The organism is Phormidesmis priestleyi BC1401 (assembly GCF_001650195.1).
Classification (GTDB): Bacteria; Cyanobacteriota; Cyanobacteriia; order Leptolyngbyales; family Leptolyngbyaceae; genus Phormidesmis_A; species Phormidesmis_A priestleyi_B.
The window spans coordinates 14,117-32,632 of sequence record NZ_LXYR01000016.1; the positions used below are offsets into that span (position 1 = coordinate 14,117).

Consider the following 18,516-nt stretch of genomic DNA (forward strand, 5'->3'; position numbering starts at 1 on the left):
AAACCTTGATTTGTTAAGGAGTCTAGATTTTTAGCGAGACCGTCAAGATTTCCTAGAGCATTTCATAAAATTAAAGCCCCCCTAATTGTAGTTGCCTCCTACCCCCGCGAATCTTCTAGATAACTTTATGACTCCGCTTCGATCAAATCTCGCAGATAATTTTTAGGGCTTTTTTGCACCCTGTAAGATATGACACCCGACACCCAGCGTCCGTCTATTACGCCTCCTCCCGCGCCTCGTGTTCCACCTGCGCCACCACCCATGCGGGTTTTGTCCCACAGTGCCGCGATCGAATCGACTGACCCCACGATCGCCACCCTAGCGAACGAACTGACGCAAACGATGGCAATGCCGACTGCGCCCATGACAACCCATCATTCGTCTCCGTCTACCGCCATCAATTCGTCTCCCCCAACCACCGGAACGTCTGCCGGATTGGTGTCTTCAACCTCCTCAATGGGAGGACATCGTCCAGCCCCACCACCGACCGTTCCCGGTGCTGCCCGCAATGCTTATAGTTCGGGTTCTCCTACTTTAGAGCAGCTTATTCGCCACGCTTTCGATAAGGGGTTTTCAGACGTTCATGTTGGCGTAGGGGAGGTGCCTCGCTATCGAAATCGGGGTGAGATTGATATCACTGAGTGGCCCACGACCGATCGTGATACCTTCTTCAGTTGGCTTAGAGAAGTTCTCAGTGAGGCAGAGATTCGGCAATTTGAAGAAACGCTCGACTTTGATGGCGCAACTCAATATGAGTTTGCACGAGTTCGGATTAATATCTTTGACTCGCTGCACGGTCCGGCGATGGTCATGCGTTTAATTCCGCTGACTATTCTGACGATGGAGCAGTTAAATCTGCCTCCGGTTCTAAGAGATATTTGTCACTATCATAAGGGTTTAGTGTTGGTGACAGGTCCGACAGGTTCAGGTAAATCAACGACGATGGCGGCGATGCTTGACTACATCAACAAGGAGATGCCCAAACACATCATCACCATTGAAGACCCGATCGAGTTCGTCCACAAAAGTCGAAAAGCTCTGATCAAGCACCGAGAAGTCGGAATTCACACCCACAAGTTTGACAGCGCTCTAAAAGCAGCTTTGCGAGAAGACCCCGATCTGATTTTGGTCGGTGAAATGCGGGATAAAGAAACCGTGAACACCGCGCTTAAAGCTGCCCAAACCGGACACTTAGTCATGGGAACGCTGCACACCAATAGCGCTGTGAAAACGATCGAGCGGATTCTTAGCTTGTACAATCCCAGTGAGCAAGAACCGATGCGGGTTTCTCTCGCAGAATCCCTCGTGAGTGTCGTTGCTCAGGGTTTGTGCCGCACCACTGATGGCAAACGGGCTGCTTTCCATGACATCTTGATTAACACCGATGCGATTAGAGATTACATTCGCAAAGGTGAGATTGACGAGATCGAAGCCATTATTCCTAAATGTACGTTTGATGGAATGTGCACGATGAATCAGTCCCTCTACAAACTCTATGAAGATGGGCGGATTACCGAGGAAGTCGCGCTAGAGATGTCGCCCAAGGTGAATGAGATGGCACAAATGCTGCGAGGTCGGGTGTAAGACAGTGAATTTGCCCAATGCTGTAGAGACGTTCCGGTGGAACGTCTCGCCGATTTCGCCATGACCCACCATCTGCCACATCAAAAAAAGGGAGGACATAATTAGTCCCCCCTTTTTTCTGTAATCAAATTCCACAAATCAAATGAGAGCAATTTTCGGCATTGCTGAATCGATCGATGAAGCACAGATTTTACCCTCACCCTAGCCCTCTCCCAAAAGGAGAGGGGACAGGAGTTCTGGCTCCCTTCTCCCCAGGAAGAAGGGTTAGTGAGGGCTTGCCCCACTTCGTGAGGAGGGCATTTCATATCTGCATTCAGCAATGCCCGATTAGACTCCACCACCTGCCGCTTGAAGACGAGCACGAGCACGCTTCAGGGCTTGAGTTGCTTGAATTTGTTCTTGTTTGTTGGTACTTGCCTGAAGTTTGCTGTAGCGAGATTCAGCTTCGGTGTAGGCTGCACGCGCCGCCTCACGATCGATGCTGTCTCCACGTTCAGCCCCGTTGACTAAAACGGTCACTTCATTATTCTCGACTTCAGCAAAGCCGCCCATCAGAGCGATCGGAACCCAAGTCTTGTCGGCTGATCGAACCCGCATCACGCCCGTTTCTAGAGCCGTGAGTAACGGTGCATGACCGCTCAAAATACCGATTTGCCCGGTTGTGCTAGGAAGAATCACTTCCTCAGCGCTAGTATCCCAGACGGTTTTGTCTGGTGCAATCACACGAACGGTTAAAGCCATAATTTCCTCCAAAATAAAAGCAGTCGAGAGGGATAAGGGTTGAGCTGTCAGAAATCAATTCAGCCCTCATCCTGTTTCTACTTTGCTTCTGCCTTCATTTTTGCGGCTTTAGCAACGGCTTCTTCAATGTCGCCGACGAGATAAAATGCCTGCTCTGGCAGATCATCTAACTCACCTGCCAGAATACGTTTGAAGCCTTGGATCGTCTTCTCAAGCGAGACGTATTTACCAGGAGATCCGGTGAAGACTTCTGCCACAAAGAAGGGCTGAGACAAGAAGCGCTCGATTCGGCGGGCGCGAGCTACGATCGTCCGATCTTCTTCTGACAATTCATCTAGACCCAAGATAGCGATGATGTCTTGCAGCTCTTTGTAGCGCTGAAGGGTAGACTGCACCGCACGAGCCGTATCGTAGTGGTCATCCCCAACGATCGCGGGTTGCAGCATCGTCGAAGTCGAAGTTAATGGATCAACGGCGGGATAAATGCCTTTCGATGCCAAACCACGAGATAGGGAGGTGGTTCCATCTAAGTGGGCAAAGGTGGCGGCTGGAGCCGGGTCAGTAAAGTCATCCGCTGGGACGTAGACTGCCTGGATCGAGGTAATCGATCCTTCAGTGGTCGAGGTGATGCGCTCTTGCAGGTCGCCCACGTCTGTGCCCAGGGTCGGCTGATACCCCACCGCAGACGGCATCCGTCCAAGCAGTGCCGACACTTCAGAACCCGCTTGAATGAAGCGGAAAATGTTATCAACAAACAGCAACACGTCTTGCTTGTTCACATCGCGGAAATATTCTGCCATCGTCAGACCCGACAGACCGACGCGCATTCTAGCACCTGGCGGCTCGTTCATCTGACCATAAACCAGCGCAATTTTGGACTCACTCAGGTTGTCTTTGTTGATTACGCCCGATTCCATCATTTCGTTGTAGAGGTCATTGCCCTCACGAGTGCGTTCGCCCACACCCGCAAACACAGACACACCGCCGTGATTGGTCGCGATATTATTGATCAGTTCCATCATGATGACGGTTTTGCCCACACCCGCTCCGCCAAATAGACCAATTTTGCCGCCCCGACGATAAGGAGTCAGCAAGTCAATCACTTTGATGCCTGTTTCAAAGACAGAGGATTTGGTCTCAAGATCCGTTAGCTTAGGAGCATCCCGGTGAATGGGCAACCTGTCTTGGGTATCTACAGGACCCTTGTTGTCTATAGGCTCACCGAGAACGTTAAAAATCCGACCTAGGGTAGCCGGACCGACGGGCACGCTGATGGGTGAACCTGTGTCTGTCACTTCCATGCCGCGCACCAAACCATCAGTCGTGCTCATCGCAACAGCACGAACCTGGTTGTCGCCTAAAAGTTGCTGCACTTCGCAGGTGACTGACACGTCTTGTCCAGCTTCGTTGGTGCCTTTGATAGTCAAGGCGTTATAGATCTGTGGCATATTGCCGTTCGAGAACTTAACGTCTAAAACAGGACCAATGATTTGAGTGATATGACCGATATTCGTCTTCTCTGCGGTTGTGACCATGCTTACGCCCTAGTGTGTGATTCAGCGATTCAAACAATTAAAAACAAAACTTTGCGTGTTATCCGCAATTTTTCAGCTTATCACTGAGGGGTCACAGATAATTAAGCAGATTGTTGGTTGAATCAGAATCAACGCAAATCTCCTCTCAGGCTCCCTTTCAGATCAAAAGCCCCTCAGTTTGACGAGGAGCTTTAGTAGCGTAACGCGGCTCAGACATCTGGAAGGCTAATATGCGTCTTGCAACTCAAAGAAGTCTTGGGAAACATAGTCTTTACGAAGCGGATAGCCGACCCAATCGGCAGGCATTAAGAGACGCTTTAAACTGGGATGCCCTTCATAAATGATGCCGTACATATCAAACGATTCGCGTTCCTGCCAGTCTGCTGCTTTCCAAATCCAATAAACCGATGGGACTACCGGATTTTCGCGGGGTAGAAAGACCTTGAGACGCACTTCGTCAGGTCGATCGGCATTATCACTCAACTTCGCCAGATGGTAAAAGCTGACCAACTCCTGACCGGGACCAGAATCATAGCCGCCCTGGCACTGAAGGTAATTAAACCCATAGGCAAAGAGCGCGGTCGAGAACGGAATCAGAAGTTCCGCATCAACTTTGATCATCTCGGTGCCGCTGGCATCTTTTCCTAAAAACTCATGCTCAAAGCCGTTTTGAGTCAGCCACTTTGACGTTTTGCCCACTTCGATAATAGGAGCCGCTTCAGTTTCAGAAGCATTCGGTTGGAGTTCTTCAGCCACGATCGAGACCCTCCTTTTCGGTTGCCTTGAGTGCAGGTGCGATCGGCAGACCCATCGCTTCTCTCAATTCTGCAGCAGGGGTTTGGCGATCAGCGAGCGCCATATATCTGCCATCGTGAATTTCAGCAACCGCTTTCATGCGGTGAGTCGTGCTGTAATAGCGATGCGTCTGACGAAGAGCACCTCGTTCCTGAATCGACTCGTTTGAGATTTTCTTTCTCAGCTTGATGATGGCATCGACGATCGCTTCCGGGCGAGGAGGGCAACCAGGAAGATAGATGTCAACTGGGATCAGCTTGTCCACACCCCGAACCGCCGTGGGCGAATCGACGCTAAACATACCGCCCGTAATGGTGCAAGCACCCATCGCGATGACATACTTCGGCTCTGGCATCTGCTCATAGAGACGAACGAGCGCCGGAGCCATCTTCATCGTGATTGTGCCAGCAGTAATGATCAGATCTGCTTGGCGAGGCGACGATCGCGGCACCAGACCAAAGCGATCGAAGTCGAACCGCGACCCAATCAATGCTGCAAATTCAATAAAGCAACAGGCAGTTCCAAAGAGCAGCGGCCACAGGCTGGAGAGCTTCGCCCAATTATAAAGATCATCAACGCTCGTCAAAACCACGTTTTCAGACAGAGCTTGAGTGATATCAGGACGCTCGATCGGGTTAATCAACCCCTCAGCAGCGCCATTTCTTGCAGTAAGTTCCGAGTTCATGACCATTCCAACGCTCCTTTGCGCCAAGCGTAGACTAAACCAATAATGAGAATCCCGATAAAAACCAGTGCCTCGATGAACGCTAATAGCCCTAATCGACTAAAGGCGACTGCCCACGGATAGAGAAACACGGTTTCAACATCAAAGATCACAAAGACCAGTGCAAACATATAGTAGCGAATGTTGAACTGAATCCAAGCGCCTCCGATCGGCTCCATGCCCGATTCATAGGTCGTGCGGCGCTCAGGTCCACGACGACTCGGACGCACCAGCTTAGAAGCCGTCAATGCCAGGACGGGCACCAAACTACAGATGAGTAGGAAGCCCAGAAAATATTCGTAGCCAGTCAGGACAAACACAGTAATAGCCGCCTCTCATAGGGTGGGTGAAAACGCTTGTGTTACTTCTTCTTCACACTCACATTATAGATGGACGTGACCCTCTGGCGTATATTCAACGACTCACAAGACTAAAAATCTGCCCAGCCGTTGATAGATAGTTTTCTATGGAGTCGCTTCTTACCATTTCCCAAAAATGGATCTTAAAAAGGTGGAGTCATAATGTCATAATAATTAACGGAGATTCTAAGATTGGCATTCTAGTCCACTACCGTCTCCTAGAGCTATGAGCACCGAAGTTATTGATCCAAAATCACTCGATCGTCATGAATGTGCCGCCTGCGGCTATGTTTATGAGCCTGTAAAAGGAGACGATCGTCGAAATATCGCCGCGGGAACTCCGTTTGAGGAATTGCCTCCTAGCTGGCGTTGTCCCGTATGTGGCGCACCCACGTCTAGGTTTCAGAACGTCGGTCCGCTCAATAGCCCATCTGGGTTTAAAGAGAATCTGGGGTATGGCTTTGGAGTCAACACACTAACGCCAGGGCAAAAAAATCTCCTCATTTTTGGTGGGTTGGTTCTATTCTTCTTGTTATTCCTCAGCCTCTATGGGTTGCAGTAGTCGAGCAAATTCGCTACAGAAAACGTAAATTGTTATCAGAGATTAGAAGCGATGCAGTGGACTGTGAGAGCCTGGAAACAACTTGTCATATTATTGGCGGTCGCTTTATTGACCACTAGCTGCAAAGCTTTTTTGCCGACCGTCGCCAACAACCCCTGGGAAATCATTTCACTCCCCGTTGAAGAGAATCTTCTCGATGTCAGCTTTACGGGCGACTCAAAGCACGGTTGGCTCGTCGGCACAAACTCATCCCTCTTAGAAACTGACGATGCTGGAAAGACCTGGGAACTACGCAAGCTCGATCTAGGCGAACAGAATTATCGCTTGAGTTCCGTCAGTTTCTCAGGGCAAGAAGGCTGGATTACGGGACAGCCTTCCCTCCTCCTGCACACCACCGATGGCGGTAAAGCCTGGTCACAGATTCCTTTGAGCGAAAAGCTGCCGGGAGCGCCCAGCACCGTAGTGGCGATCGGCGCAAATGCCGCAGAAATGACGACCGACTTGGGCGCAATTTATCGGACAGCCGACGGCGGTCGCAACTGGAAAGCAATGGTGACTGAGGCATTTGGCGTGCTGAGGAGCCTCGATCGAGCAGCCGACGGCAAATATGTCGCCGTGTCTTCGAGAGGAAACTTCTTCTCAGTGTGGGAACCGGGCGATCAGGCTTGGCACCCTTATAACCGCAATAGCTCTCGTCGCGTGCAGAGCATGGGCTTCACCAAAGATGGTCGTCTGTGGATGTTAGCGCGGGGTGGGCAGGTGCAGTTTACGGCTTCTACTGATCCAGAAGACTGGCAAGAAGTCCAAAACCCAGAATATTCAACGAGTTGGGGTCTGCTAGATCTGGCTTACCGTACACCCGATGAGCTCTGGGTCGTCGGTGGAAGCGGCAACTTGCTCGGCAGTTTCGACGGGGGCAAAACCTGGCAAAAAGACAAAGAGGTTGAGAACGTTCCGGCTAACCTGTATCGAATTGTGTTTCTTAGCCCCGAACAAGGGTTTGTCATTGGTCAGCGAGGAACGTTACTGAGATATCAGGGAACCCCGCAAGCTGCCTGATCCCCAGTGCTAATTTGAAGGGCTTTGGTAGCGGTTTTTAAGTGCTCGTTTTGAAAGAAACCAAACCCTACAAATTGTAAATTCAAAGGGTTTGCTTGTGAGGATTTCTATCGTCCCTTATGATGTTTATAAGGCTTTTAATTGTTGTCCGTGGAGGAATCTGAATGGCTGGTACTACTGGAGAGCGTCCGTTTGGTGACATTGTTACAAGTATTCGCTATTGGGTGATTCACAGCATCACCATTCCGGCTTTGTTTGTGGCAGGTTGGTTGTTTGTCAGCACAGGCTTGGCATACGACGTGTTTGGCACTCCTCGCCCCAATGAATATTTTCCCGCCGCACGGCAAGAAGTGCCGATCGTCAACAATCGCTTTGAAGCAAAGCAGCAAGTTGACCAATTCATTGGCGAAAAAGACAAGAAGTAGTTTTTCCCCCAACTGATTCAAATACTATGACCAGCAATTCTCCCAATCAACCGATCGTCTATCCCATTTTTACGGTGAGATGGTTAGCCGTTCACACGCTAGCGGTTCCTTCTGTTTTCTTTTTAGGCGCGATCGCGTCCATGCAGTTTATTCAACGATAGGTAAAAGCAATGGCAGCTAAATCTCCCAACCCCAACCAGCAGCCCGTTGAGCTAAATAGAACGTCCCTCTACTTAGGCTTGTTGGCAATCTTTTCGCTCGGCATTCTATTTTCCAGCTATTTCTTCAACTAATCAAACATTCAGGCGGCTAACCCCGTTTAGAGTGGTCTACAAATCGATCGCTTGTTAGGAGGTAAAACTGTGGGTACTGGTGGAAGAATTCCCCTTTGGATTGTTGCAACCGTAGCAGGAACCGGAGTTCTATGTGTTTTAGGTCTTTTCTTTTACGGGGCTTATGCGGGTTTAGGCTCCTCAATGTAGGATGATCTGGACTTGTTCTAAGCAATTTGTTTAATAAAAAGAAAGCCGCTTATCTATTTAGGTTAGGCGGCTTTTAATGTTGATGTCAGTGTGCTGCTCGCTTAGACACCCGTTGGGTCTTCGCGCTCAATGTATAGAAACAGCAAGCCCATGACGACGATCGGCACGAGCCAGGTAACAACGGGGATTAGAATCCAGGGCAGATATGATGCTGCGTATGAACCTGTCATAAGGTTTTTCCTAGGGTTGTTAGATGAGTCCATCTCTGAAGTTACTTGTGAAAGGGTTCACTGATTTGGGGTTCTAAGAATTCTTAACATTCAGGAGAGGTTCATTAGACTTTATTGAGTATTCCGAACGCCTCAAGCATCAAACTCATCCAGCGAGAGGTCGGGTAAGTCTGGCGGAATGACCGCACGATCGAGCACTACTTTATGACTTTCGCGCTGGGTCGCGACTTCGACAGCGATCGCTTCGAGCTGAATCTCTAGACTGCCAAAGGGCACGATTAGCTGAGTGCTTGCCTCCAAATCACCCAAGCCGTTAGGCGCAAAATCGACGAGCCAGCGAGGACCATCTAACAAAGCACGAGTTTGGCGATCGTTGATCCAGAATTTGACGTAGAAGCGCGGCAGAAGATTGGGAAGCCTAGCGCGAATAGCAATCGATCGACCTGCGATCAGTTCTTCACCCACAAGGTCTAAAATCGGCGTTGGAACGTCTTGATCGAGCGATAGGAATAAGGGATTTGGAACCTGGTTTACCGAGGGCTGAGGCTGCTTTTGAGGAGTTGAGATGGCTTCTATCAGTGGCTCATCTTCTACAACGACTTCTTGACTTAACAACTTGTCTTCGAGAGAAAGTGGCAGCGCGGTCGTCTCAAAAGATGTTGAAGGAACGATCGCACCCTCAATAGGCGATTCAGGTAAAGTCGCGCTTTCTGGTTCAGGAATTGTCTCTCTTAATTCTTCGGATAACTCTGTGTCAGATGCCAACAAATTCAGCCGATCGAGAAACCGCCCCTGAATATTTAAAGCTTGAAATGCAGACTGAACGGGAGAAACTTTGGCAATCGCCCCTAGTCGCTGAGATTCGGGTTCGGGTGGGAGCGTGAGTTGAGGTTGGATTGAGGCGGACTCGATCGAGTCCGCCTCCTCAGTTTCGGGAACGATCGCGGCTTCAGCGCTGGCAGCACTAACAGGTACAGCAAACGATGGCAGATCCAGACCTTTTTTGCTGCCTTCTGAAGTTGAGGCTGACGGGTGAAGTTGAGGCGGCAACGGCTGATCTGAGGCATATTTGAAGCTCGGAGGCTCTTTAGGAGTCGCAACAAGATTTAAGAAGGTGAGATTGAGGCTGGGAGATTCGGAAGGTTTTTCAGCCGCATTGGCGGCAGACTCTAGCGATCGCTCCAGTTCTTCTTCATCCGCGATCGGGTGATCAGCGATCGTCTCCAATAGTTCATCGGCATCGGCAGTGAGCGTAAACGACTGACTCGCCAACACAGATGGCTCCTCGGAGGCTAAAGTCAAGTCATAAAAGGTAACTTCACCCAAAATCAACTGGGTCTTGAAGTCAGACGGTAGCGTCAAGTTGCAAGTGATCGGAGTTGGAATCGATTGATTGAGAATCGGTTTGCGAGTCTCCAGCAAAACTTTGGCGCTCTGGGGGTCGCGGAAGCAAATTCTGATTTCGGCATGAGTGAGTAAGACGGGCGTTTCTGACTGATCTACTGGAATAATTTGACCTGAAAGCGTTAGCGGTTGCCCTCGACGGGCGATATAGGTGTCTTGAGTCAACACGATTTGCAGCGGAGGAAGCTGACTTGCTTGACCACTCTCTTGAGCGAGTTGCTCTGTGATTTGCAGCAAGCGATCGACAGACGATTCAGCCGCGTTGACCGATTCAGCAGGGGTTTCTTCGGGCGTGAGTTCGGGTGAATCCCAAGATTCAGCAGTCGGCTGAGAGGAAACGATCGCGGATTCTGGAGTGGAGTCGGCAATTTCGATGGTCGATTCGACGGGTTCGGGGGAGGTTTGCCAATTGGGTTCCCACTCTTCGTCTGGCTCGATCGGCGACACCTCAAACTGAACAGAATATTGCCAGCCGTTGCCCATCAGCTCTGACATCAAATCGCCAGAGCAGGTGAGTTCCCAGGTGCCAGATTTGAGAGACGTGTAGGGAATCACCACAACTAGCCCGTCTGCATTGGTGCGATTCGATCGCTTCTGAGTGCGGCGTTTGGGCGGAACTTCTTCCGTCGCCTGATGCATGATGCGAACTTCGACATTGGTTTGTTTGCGGCTCGATCGTGCTACGACGCGATAGCGACCTTCTAGAATTTCCACAGTCGGAGATTCTAGGGGCAACCAAGAGCGATCGCCTTCTTTTTGTAATAGAAATTCCCAATACTCCATCTCAGCCATGTTCGAGGAGCTTCCCGCGCTAATTGTTCAGGCTGTTAATCTAACCTGTTTCTGTCAGGCATTTTACCTGAGTCTTCGCCTAAACACTGAAAAAGAGCCTGAATGTTTTTGGCAGACAGGCTCTCACACTAGATTCCGTAGGAAGGTTAGTTAAATCCGCCTCGGAAGATGCCATCAATAATGGAGAAATTGCTCAACAGCAGATAGGCAACGAAGGCGCTGCCTGTTGCACCCACAAAAAATCCACCCGTAAACTGGCTCCAGCCATTAGCAGACTGAAGAGAATCGCTAGAGCTTTCGTCGTCTCCTTGGAAAGACACTAGCCCATAAGCAGAGAGGCAAAGGGTTGCAATCAAGACGAGCGCGACACCCGAAATCAGCCCGCCCGCGTTGGCAACATCAGAGTCACGCAGGGGACCTAGCTTTACCCAAGGACCAATGATGAAGTAGCCGTGAGCCAAGCCGATTTCTAGCCCACGCAGCAGAGGAGATAGCCCTTTGCGATAGGCGGGCAAGTTGCCGACAAACGCACGGGTAAAGGCGGAGTCACTGATAGGAGTTGAAAGATGCCCTGTAAACGGATCGCCGTTGTAGGGTTTGATGAGCTGCTCAGTCATAAGTTAATATTTCCTAGCACTTTGAACAGTGACAGAAGAATTTGACACTCATCTTAAGCAGGTGCGGGGACACATTCTTGAAAGCGAGCGTTGAGCGTTAGAAAAGTTCACTATTCTAGTCATCTCTCAAACGGAATATTTGCTGACGAAGTTTGTCAACCATTTCTAAAAGGGCGGTTTGCTCGATCGCCGTTTGCTCTCCGCTTCTCAACCACTTCAACTGCACGGTTTTAGTTTCTGCCTCGGTGTCACCCAAAATCAGACAGGCAACCGCATCGCTACGATCGGCGCGTTTGAACTGTTTCCCAAAGGCACTGCCGCTTAAATCAAGTTCGGTGATGAAGCCCGATCGTCGCAGCGATTGCGCCAAGGTTAGCGCCTGAGACTCTGCCTTCTCACCTCTGGACACGATATAAAAGTCCACTGGGGAAGGCGTTGCAGGCTGAATTTGTTGCAGAAGCAAGATTAATCGCTCTAATCCCATCGCCCAACCGACCGCCGGGGTTTCGGCTCCGCCCAGTTCGGCAACGAGTCCGTCATAGCGACCTCCCGCGCAAACCGTCGCCTGTGCGCCCAAATCGTCAGACTGAATCTCAAAAACAGTGTGGGTGTAATAGTCCAGCCCACGAACGAGCCGGGAGTTGACGTTGCAGGCGATGCCTAAATCACTCAATAGCTGCTGCACCCGATCGAACCGCCGTTGAGAATCGGGACTGAGATAGTCTAAGATACCAGGTGCCTGATCCAAAATGGTTTGGGTGCGCGGATCTTTGCTGTCGAGAATCCGTAAAGGATTGCGAGTCAGACGATCTTGAGAGTCCGCGTCTAATTCTTCTTTGAAAGGAGTCAGATAAGCGACCAATGCCTCTCGATATTTTTGGCGATCGCTGCTGTCTCCGATCGAGTTCAAATCCAGTCGTAAATCTTTTAAACCCAGCGTTTGCAAAATCTCAGTGGCAAGCGCGATCGCTTCAGCATCGGCTCGAAAATCTGCACTCCCCAAAACCTCAACGCCCAGTTGATGAAACTGTCGCTGCCGTCCCGCTTGAGGACGCTCATAGCGAAACATCGCCCCAACATACCAGAGCCGCTGCACGCCTCCCTGAGCAGAAAGATTATGATCGATGTAAGAACGCGCCACTCCAGCCGTGCCTTCAGGTCGAAGGGTTAAAGAGCGATCGCCCCGATCTTGAAAGGTGTACATTTCTTTACTGACGACATCAGTGGCTTCGCCCACGCCGCGCTCAAACAGTGTCGTCTGCTCAAAAATGGGCGTGCGAATTTCTCGATAGGCAGCCCGCGTCAGAATATCCCGCGCGATCGCTTCGACCCGCTGCCAATAACCCACCTCATCGGGCAAAATATCCCGCGTTCCTCGGCTTGCTTGAATTGAACTCATGAACCTACTGTAAAAACTTTATTCAGCCTGAACGTCTTCCCAGGCACCATAGCAATCGCCATAGTAAGCCAAAATCTGATCAACTCGCGTCTGAGAAGCCGCCGTTGCAGAGTCTACAAACTGAATCCACAAACTTTCAATTTGGCTTTGGCGATAGTCGAAATGGGTCGATCGCTGCGACACTAACCCAGTTTCAACCCCTTCAACTTGAGACAAATGGGCGGCAACTTCTCGATAAACAGCTAGCGGCAACTCCTTACATTGGACGTGATATCTCAACTTTGGTGCTCCTGTATAGGTGTGTCAATTAGACGTTCCAGCGAAACGTCCTACAGGATTGTCTCATTTAGCGGTGCTGATGCCTTTATAAGGAGGGAGGGCGCAGCAATTGACCTCATCTAGACAGACTTTGCCCCACTGCAATGCCCACCGGACTAGGGAAACCCGATTGTCAGTTTCTGTCTTGGTCAAGATATTGCTGATGTGGTTATCCACCGTGCGCTTACTGATTTCTAACCTTTCAGCGATATCTTGGTTTGTCAAACCAGCCGCTACTAGCTCGATCACTTGCAGTTCCCGATCGGAGAGCGTTGCCTGCACTTGAGATTCGCTCTCTGCCATAATCGTTGATTCCTATACTGTGTATATGTACTTATTCTGACTTAATTCTAGAAGGTTGTTGGTCAAGCGCGAAAGGCTTGCGTTTAACATGGAGGATGTCAGAAGCCGTTTTTAGGTGAACCGTCGAGCTAAATTGCGAGACCCACCCATCCCTATCCTCAATGCAAAACGATCAGCCCATTCTTCAGTGCTCTAATTTTTTCTGTCAGGCTCTCAATCTAGAAAGCCACAGATTTTGTCACAAGTGTCGATCGCCGCTGATTAAGCGGTATTTGTGGGCAGTCGGATCAGGGTTAGAAGCGTTTGCGTCTGGGGAGTTGGTGGGCGATCGCTATCTGCTCAAAAATGGTCAAATTCTCCTCGATACGAAGCCGGGTTTAGCTCCCGAAAGCCCCTCTGAAATCCCGGCAAAGTGGGAAGTGTATTTACGGTTGTCTCCGCTTCGACTCCACGTTCCGCAGATCTATGGAGTAGTGACAGAACCGCGATCGACCTCGACGCTTCTTTTGTTAGAAGATGCGCCGATTTATCCCGACGGAGCAACGCTGAGACAAGGCACCGATTTGGCTGGCAGCATGATGCCAAAGCTGACGAGTCTTTGGCAAGAAAGTCATTCCCTCCGGCAGCTTAATTGGCTGTGGCAGATTTCTCGATTATGGGAGCCGTTTTGTCAAGAGCATGTAGCTTCTACTCTTCTAAACTCTGATCTGCTGCGGGTTGATGCGTCTGCTGTCCGATTGTTAGATGTGCAGCCCGACTCTCAAGAAAGTCCGACTTTGGCAGAGTTGGGTCAGCTTTGGGAACAGTGGCAAGAACAAAGTGCTGCTTCCTCGATTTCGGGCTTTCTGTCTCAACTTTGTCAGCACATGATCCAGGGGCAGATCAGAACAGGAGATCAGCTAATGGATCGGCTGGATCAGGGAGTGACTCATTATGGGTGGAGTCAGACGCGAAAAATTCAGATTGCGACGTTTACTGACCAAGGTCCGAGTCGTCAGAGCAATGAAGATGCGTGTTATCCGGCGAGTGGAAGCCAGGTTGAGTTGACGATCGGACAAGCCTCAAAATCCTCGGCAAAACCTCTACTGATTGTCTGTGATGGCATTGGCGGACACGAAGGCGGAGAAGTGGCATCGGAGTTAGCGATCGCCACCCTAAAAGCCCAAACCGAAAACCTATTCTCAACCACCCATCACACTGACGCAGCGACCTTAGTGAGCGGACTAGAACAAGCTGCCCTTGTCGCAAATGATGTAATTTCGCAGCGCAACGATCAAGAACATCGCCAAGAACGTCAGCGCATGGGAACTACTCTAGTCATGGCACTCGCTCACGCCCATGAGCTATTGGTGTCTCATGTGGGTGACAGCCGCGCCTACCGAGTTACCCGAACGGGATGCTACCAAGTCACGTTAGATGATGATGTCGCATCGAGAGAAGTTCGGTTAGGGTATGCCCTTTATCGAGATGCCCTTCAGCAACCTGCCTCTGGCGCTCTCGTTCAGGCTTTGGGAATGAGTAGTTCTAACTTTCTGCATCCGACCGTGCAGCGGTTTGTGTTGGACGAAGATTGTGTGTTTCTGCTCTGCTCAGATGGGTTGAGCGACCACGATCGAGTCGATGAATGTTGGCAAGATGAGATTGCCCCAATTTTGGACGGCAGTGTTGATCTCGCAGCCGCAAGCCGTCGATTAGTTGAGATTGCCAATACTCGCAATGGACACGACAACGTTACAGTGGGCTTGGTCTATTGTCAGGTGACGCAAAATCAGACCTCGATCGCTCCTTTAGAGATAGATTGGACTCGATCGACTGCACGACTTGCTGAACGCTCGCCCAATGAGCCTTTAGAAGAATTTCCATCTCAACCCTCTACTCTGAAAACTCAGATTGCTCAACCGCCGCGATCGTCTTTTTGGGTCTTGTCATTGTTGGTGATGCTGCTGTCACTGCTGGGCATTGGCGGACTGCTGGTGCTGCTAGTGCCTGAGATTCGAGCCATGCTGAACCCGGTTAATTTATCGCCACCTAGCCCGACTCCGATTGCCAGTTCTCCGATTCCTACGGTTAGCCCCTCGACTACTCCCGCGTTACAAACGAGACAGGTGATTCAGCTCGATCGCCCTTCTGCAAGTAACGGCACTCAAATTCCGGTGCTGTTTGCATTGACCCGTCAACCCAAGATCTCAGTGCCTTCTACAGCAGAACAACGGGTTGGGAGCGTAGTGCCAGGGACGATCGTGCGAGTAGTCAAACAGCAAGCAACCGATGATCGCATCTTGTGGGTTGGGCTTGAAGTCTGCTCTGTCCCGGCTGACAATAAGATGTCTAACACCGTCAAACCAGGAGATTTTGGCTGGCAGGAAGAACGGACGATCGTGCCGTTTGTCACCCAAAATCTAAGCCTCAAACCTGTTCAACTAGGACGATGTGCGCCTTCTGCCTCGTCCGCTACTCCTTTCCCCTCGGCGACTCCCTGATGCCACTCCCAAGATTTGAGGCGCAAAGTTTAGCGAAGCTCGATACACTGATAAAGCACTGGGTGTCATGGTTGATCAGACCGCATGGAATGAGTGATTCATCTACTATTTAAGAAGTTAGGATTGGTTGTGGTTGTGAATGTCTTTGCCTGAAATTCCTTGTTTAAGTCTTGCGATCGAGCGTCTTCGTGCCACTGAAGTCAGTCACTTTGCGATTCATGTGATTGAGGCTCCCTATAAAGGGGGCTATGTTTTGCGCGACTGCACTTGGTCTGAGTCACTGGTTCAAACCTGGCACGCGTGGCAAGAATTATTTTCTGCGCGTAGTTTGCCCCCAGTGCCTCACGTTTCTGAGGTGAAGATCCCGGCACCCGTGGCTGAGGCGACTACTCCATCAGGTCAGCCTGTTTCTCGCGGGGTGCGCTTGATGCAGACGTTGGGAATTGATCTGTGGGGGTGGCTGTTTGGAGGTTCTATTCAAAGTAGCTTTGACCAAAGTCAGGGCATTGCGATCGGACAAGCGAAACCTCTGCGTCTGCGTCTCGACATTCGCGACCCTGATTTGATTGCAATTCCGTGGGAGATCATGCAGATTCAGGCAGGGAAGCAAGCCATTTCGCTTAGTCAGCAGGTGCTGTTTAGTCGCACGACTAGCGATGTTGATGCCCTTCCCCCGCTGCGGACGGATCAGAGTTTAGCAGTTTTGCTAGTGTTGGGACAGGATGCTGCGCCCGCAGTTCCACCGATTTCAGGAGGGTTGGATGACCTGTCTTCGCGGGCGTTGCGCGATCGTCAGCCAACCCTCAAAAAACTCAAGCTAGAGCAAGAAGCCGCTGCGCTGTCTCAAATCTTGCAAAATCGAGGAGGATTGGGCAACCCTTCCGATCGCAACGCCTACCAATATGCGGCTCCCTGTCAGGTGGATATTCTGCTGCAACCCACTCCGGCTGAACTGATTGAAAAGCTGGAAACTGAGCGCTACAACGTCCTGTTTTATGCAGGGCATGGCGAGCCTGCTCCTGATGGTGGGCTGTTGTTTTTGCGCCCCGATATGACGCTCAACGGCACCGAGTTGGCGCAAGTGCTCACCCGTTGTCGGGTCAAGCTGGCGGTGTTTAACTCCTGCTGGGGCGCACAGCCCGACGAGCAAACCTATCAGGCGATTCCGCGCAGTAGTTTAGCGGAGGTGCTATTGCATCACGGAGTCCCGGCGGTGTTGGCAATGCGGGAGCCGATCACCGATCAGGAGGCTCTGAGTTTTATTCAGGCATTTGCTCAGGCGCTGGCAGATCGGATGCCGATCGACCAAGCCGTTGCGGTGGCAAGACAGCATCTCCTGACATTATTTAAGTTTAATCAGCAAGCCTGGACGCTGCCCGTCCTCTATATGCACCCAGAATTTGAGGGTGAATTGCTGAAACCGTTGGATGAAGGCGCGACTCAATTTCCGCCAAATCCGAGCCAGTTTGGGCGACGATCGGCGATCGCATCCCTACGATCGCTAGTGACTACCAAAGTCTGGACGGTGCGCGGGGGGCTGATGCGCGTCGGCATGAGTGACGATAATGATTTGGTTTTGCCTGGAGAACCGGGAATTTCTCGCAGGCACGCTGAGATTTTTTATCGCAATGCGTCTCAAGATACCGGGCAACCGACCTACTTTTTGCGCGACTTTTCTCGCTATGGCACTTGGGTGTTTACGAGTGGCGGCTGGCAAAAAGTCCACCATCAAGAAGTCTTGCTTCAGTCCGGCGTGCAGTTAAAATTTGGAGGATCGCAAAATTCTACGTTAGAGTTTTCGGTCACGGCTCCCGAATCGCCTGACTCGGCATAAGTGCAGCCAAATCTGATCACCCGATCGGGCTAATTTATGAATTGGGTTACGGAATGTGTAACGGGCGAGTTGTAGATATCACCACAAACAGCAGTGACTCAGTGGATGCGGGTATTACAGTATGGCAAGTGAAGCAAATCGTTCTCATTCGATCGTAGGTCTGCAAACCGAGCAAGACTTCGCAAACGCACTTCTTCAAACCGACGATGTGACCCTACGGTGGAATCCGAACAACTCCATTGATACGGTTGAGATTGAGGTGGCAGAAACCCCCACCAGCACAATCTCCTATCCCTGGAATCCGACCGACCCTGGTGCCGAGTCATTTCTTTTAGAACTCGAACGAGAGTTTTCGTTAGAGGACTGGGATGACAGCGAGGTTGCTTTACGATCGAGCGCTTTCTTTAACCAGCTTGACGGACTGTGGGCAGCTACTGACTTAAAAACGACGCTGGCTCAAAAATTTGCATCGGTGCCTCAGACGCTATTGGCGGCGATCGCGCGTCAGGCTCAAAAAGTGGTTGAGACTTCTAACTCTCTGGCAGATCAGTTGGTGCAGTGTGTTCAAGAAGCCCTACCGACGTGGGCAGATGATGATTTGCAGGTGTTGGCGCGTCCTTTCGCGTATGCGATGCGAAGCGATGGTGCAAATGTTGTCGATGCGACGGTGAATAGCGTTCGCCCGATCGCGTGGAGTGATTTGTCTGAAACGGAACAAGCGCGGATGAGTTTGGCGATCGCGCGCTATGCAATCGACCAGTTAGGCAACCCCTAAAATTGCAGGGTTCGATTTTATGACTAGCATTGAAGGCGTGGCGGTGTCACGCCCTTTTTGTTGGGATAGATTACTTCGATTGCCATTTATAGATTTGA

At 50.7% G+C, this 18,516-nt stretch carries 21 protein-coding genes; 10 read left to right on the plus strand and 11 right to left on the minus strand.

Features of this window, described 5'->3' with window-relative positions:
- Positions 1-189: 189 nt before the first annotated feature.
- A complete protein-coding gene (locus A8707_RS10815) occupies positions 190-1,584 on the plus strand; it encodes a type IV pilus twitching motility protein PilT (RefSeq protein ID WP_068816851.1) in 1,395 nt (464 codons plus the stop codon).
- Between the two features lie 327 nt (positions 1,585-1,911).
- Here the strand turns inward: A8707_RS10815 and atpC are convergent, their stop codons facing one another.
- The 5 genes from atpC to ndhC all read right to left on the minus strand — a co-directional run bounded on the left by atpC (position 1,912) and on the right by ndhC (position 5,699).
- Positions 1,912-2,325, minus strand: a complete 414-nt coding sequence (gene atpC, locus A8707_RS10820; RefSeq protein ID WP_068816853.1) for an ATP synthase F1 subunit epsilon — start codon at positions 2,323-2,325, stop codon at positions 1,912-1,914.
- A gap of 77 nt (positions 2,326-2,402) precedes the next feature.
- The gene (atpD, locus tag A8707_RS10825; RefSeq protein ID WP_068816855.1) at positions 2,403-3,860 is read right to left on the minus strand and encodes a F0F1 ATP synthase subunit beta; all 1,458 of its coding nucleotides are present in this window, start codon (positions 3,858-3,860) and stop codon (positions 2,403-2,405) included.
- A gap of 225 nt (positions 3,861-4,085) precedes the next feature.
- The gene (locus A8707_RS10830) at positions 4,086-4,616 is read right to left on the minus strand and encodes an NAD(P)H-quinone oxidoreductase subunit J (RefSeq protein WP_068816857.1); all 531 of its coding nucleotides are present in this window, start codon (positions 4,614-4,616) and stop codon (positions 4,086-4,088) included.
- Positions 4,609-5,346: an NADH dehydrogenase subunit K gene (locus tag A8707_RS10835; RefSeq protein WP_068816859.1), complete on the minus strand. Its 738-nt coding sequence runs from the start codon at positions 5,344-5,346 to the stop codon at positions 4,609-4,611. The genes A8707_RS10830 and A8707_RS10835 overlap by 8 nt, the downstream gene beginning before the upstream one ends.
- Positions 5,337-5,699: a photosynthetic/respiratory NAD(P)H-quinone oxidoreductase subunit C gene (ndhC, locus tag A8707_RS10840; RefSeq protein ID WP_068816861.1), complete on the minus strand. Its 363-nt coding sequence runs from the start codon at positions 5,697-5,699 to the stop codon at positions 5,337-5,339. The genes A8707_RS10835 and ndhC overlap by 10 nt, the downstream gene beginning before the upstream one ends.
- A gap of 265 nt (positions 5,700-5,964) precedes the next feature.
- Between ndhC and A8707_RS10845 the strand changes: the two genes are divergently transcribed.
- The 6 genes from A8707_RS10845 (at position 5,965) to A8707_RS26820 (ending at position 8,266) form a co-directional block, all read left to right on the plus strand.
- Entirely contained in the window at positions 5,965-6,300 is a 336-nt protein-coding gene (locus tag A8707_RS10845) for a rubredoxin (protein ID WP_068816863.1), read from the plus strand.
- 51 nt (positions 6,301-6,351) lie between these two features.
- A complete protein-coding gene (locus tag A8707_RS10850) occupies positions 6,352-7,359 on the plus strand; it encodes a photosynthesis system II assembly factor Ycf48 (RefSeq protein ID WP_068816865.1) in 1,008 nt (335 codons plus the stop codon).
- A gap of 164 nt (positions 7,360-7,523) precedes the next feature.
- Positions 7,524-7,784: a cytochrome b559 subunit alpha gene (psbE, locus tag A8707_RS10855; RefSeq protein WP_068816867.1), complete on the plus strand. Its 261-nt coding sequence runs from the start codon at positions 7,524-7,526 to the stop codon at positions 7,782-7,784.
- A 26-nt stretch (positions 7,785-7,810) separates the two neighbouring features.
- Positions 7,811-7,945: a cytochrome b559 subunit beta gene (psbF, locus tag A8707_RS10860; RefSeq protein WP_068816869.1), complete on the plus strand. Its 135-nt coding sequence runs from the start codon at positions 7,811-7,813 to the stop codon at positions 7,943-7,945.
- Positions 7,946-7,954: 9 nt separating this feature from the next.
- Positions 7,955-8,077 (plus strand): photosystem II reaction center protein L, encoded by a 123-nt coding sequence (locus A8707_RS26815; RefSeq protein WP_074382495.1) that lies wholly within the window; start codon positions 7,955-7,957, stop codon positions 8,075-8,077.
- Positions 8,078-8,146: 69 nt separating this feature from the next.
- Positions 8,147-8,266 carry a photosystem II reaction center protein J gene (locus A8707_RS26820; protein WP_074382496.1) on the plus strand — a complete coding sequence of 40 codons (120 nt, stop codon included), beginning with the start codon at positions 8,147-8,149 and terminating at the stop codon, positions 8,264-8,266.
- Between the two features lie 101 nt (positions 8,267-8,367).
- Here A8707_RS26820 and A8707_RS10865 read toward each other — a convergent pair whose 3' ends face one another.
- The 6 genes from A8707_RS10865 to pedR all read right to left on the minus strand — a co-directional run bounded on the left by A8707_RS10865 (position 8,368) and on the right by pedR (position 13,329).
- A complete protein-coding gene (locus A8707_RS10865) occupies positions 8,368-8,496 on the minus strand; it encodes a photosystem I reaction center subunit VIII (protein ID WP_068816871.1) in 129 nt (42 codons plus the stop codon).
- Positions 8,497-8,628: 132 nt separating this feature from the next.
- Positions 8,629-10,692: a hypothetical protein gene (locus tag A8707_RS10870; RefSeq protein ID WP_068816873.1), complete on the minus strand. Its 2,064-nt coding sequence runs from the start codon at positions 10,690-10,692 to the stop codon at positions 8,629-8,631.
- A 146-nt stretch (positions 10,693-10,838) separates the two neighbouring features.
- The gene (locus tag A8707_RS10875; RefSeq protein ID WP_068816875.1) at positions 10,839-11,309 is read right to left on the minus strand and encodes a photosystem I reaction center protein subunit XI; all 471 of its coding nucleotides are present in this window, start codon (positions 11,307-11,309) and stop codon (positions 10,839-10,841) included.
- 115 nt (positions 11,310-11,424) lie between these two features.
- Positions 11,425-12,708, minus strand: a complete 1,284-nt coding sequence (gene hisS, locus A8707_RS10880) for a histidine--tRNA ligase (protein WP_068816877.1) — start codon at positions 12,706-12,708, stop codon at positions 11,425-11,427.
- 18 nt (positions 12,709-12,726) lie between these two features.
- A complete protein-coding gene (locus A8707_RS10885) occupies positions 12,727-12,987 on the minus strand; it encodes a hypothetical protein (RefSeq protein ID WP_068816878.1) in 261 nt (86 codons plus the stop codon).
- Between the two features lie 63 nt (positions 12,988-13,050).
- On the minus strand, positions 13,051-13,329 hold the full coding sequence (gene pedR / locus A8707_RS10890) for a photosynthetic electron transport-dependent transcriptional regulator PedR (RefSeq protein ID WP_068816880.1): 279 nt from the start codon (positions 13,327-13,329) through the stop codon (positions 13,051-13,053).
- 161 nt (positions 13,330-13,490) lie between these two features.
- Between pedR and A8707_RS10895 the strand changes: the two genes are divergently transcribed.
- From A8707_RS10895 to A8707_RS10905, 3 genes are all read left to right on the plus strand, one after another.
- Positions 13,491-15,809, plus strand: coding sequence for a PP2C family protein-serine/threonine phosphatase (locus A8707_RS10895; RefSeq protein ID WP_082906323.1), 2,319 nt, complete (start codon positions 13,491-13,493; stop codon positions 15,807-15,809).
- Positions 15,810-15,948: 139 nt separating this feature from the next.
- Positions 15,949-17,643 (plus strand): CHAT domain-containing protein, encoded by a 1,695-nt coding sequence (locus A8707_RS10900; protein ID WP_068816882.1) that lies wholly within the window; start codon positions 15,949-15,951, stop codon positions 17,641-17,643.
- Positions 17,644-17,764: 121 nt separating this feature from the next.
- On the plus strand, positions 17,765-18,418 hold the full coding sequence (locus tag A8707_RS10905) for a hypothetical protein (RefSeq protein WP_197484726.1): 654 nt from the start codon (positions 17,765-17,767) through the stop codon (positions 18,416-18,418).
- Positions 18,419-18,516 lie beyond the last annotated feature (98 nt).

Bases quoted from the DNA above. Each gene is read 5' to 3' on its own strand.
- A8707_RS10815 (WP_068816851.1), top strand. From the start codon at position 190: ATGACACCCGACACCCAGCGTCCGTCTATTACGCCTCCTCCCGCGCCT.
- atpC (WP_068816853.1), bottom strand. From the start codon at position 2,325: ATGGCTTTAACCGTTCGTGTGATTGCACCAGACAAAACCGTCTGGGAT.
- atpD (WP_068816855.1), bottom strand. From the start codon at position 3,860: ATGGTCACAACCGCAGAGAAGACGAATATCGGTCATATCACTCAAATC.
- A8707_RS10835 (WP_068816859.1), bottom strand. From the start codon at position 5,346: ATGGTCATGAACTCGGAACTTACTGCAAGAAATGGCGCTGCTGAGGGG.
- A8707_RS10845 (WP_068816863.1), top strand. From the start codon at position 5,965: ATGAGCACCGAAGTTATTGATCCAAAATCACTCGATCGTCATGAATGT.
- A8707_RS10850 (WP_068816865.1), top strand. From the start codon at position 6,352: ATGCAGTGGACTGTGAGAGCCTGGAAACAACTTGTCATATTATTGGCG.
- psbE (WP_068816867.1), top strand. From the start codon at position 7,524: ATGGCTGGTACTACTGGAGAGCGTCCGTTTGGTGACATTGTTACAAGT.
- psbF (WP_068816869.1), top strand. From the start codon at position 7,811: ATGACCAGCAATTCTCCCAATCAACCGATCGTCTATCCCATTTTTACG.
- A8707_RS26815 (WP_074382495.1), top strand. From the start codon at position 7,955: ATGGCAGCTAAATCTCCCAACCCCAACCAGCAGCCCGTTGAGCTAAAT.
- A8707_RS10865 (WP_068816871.1), bottom strand. From the start codon at position 8,496: ATGACAGGTTCATACGCAGCATCATATCTGCCCTGGATTCTAATCCCC.
- A8707_RS10870 (WP_068816873.1), bottom strand. From the start codon at position 10,692: ATGGCTGAGATGGAGTATTGGGAATTTCTATTACAAAAAGAAGGCGAT.
- A8707_RS10875 (WP_068816875.1), bottom strand. From the start codon at position 11,309: ATGACTGAGCAGCTCATCAAACCCTACAACGGCGATCCGTTTACAGGG.
- hisS (WP_068816877.1), bottom strand. From the start codon at position 12,708: ATGAGTTCAATTCAAGCAAGCCGAGGAACGCGGGATATTTTGCCCGAT.
- pedR (WP_068816880.1), bottom strand. From the start codon at position 13,329: ATGGCAGAGAGCGAATCTCAAGTGCAGGCAACGCTCTCCGATCGGGAA.
- A8707_RS10895 (WP_082906323.1), top strand. From the start codon at position 13,491: ATGCAAAACGATCAGCCCATTCTTCAGTGCTCTAATTTTTTCTGTCAG.
- A8707_RS10900 (WP_068816882.1), top strand. From the start codon at position 15,949: ATGTCTTTGCCTGAAATTCCTTGTTTAAGTCTTGCGATCGAGCGTCTT.
- A8707_RS10905 (WP_197484726.1), top strand. From the start codon at position 17,765: ATGGCAAGTGAAGCAAATCGTTCTCATTCGATCGTAGGTCTGCAAACC.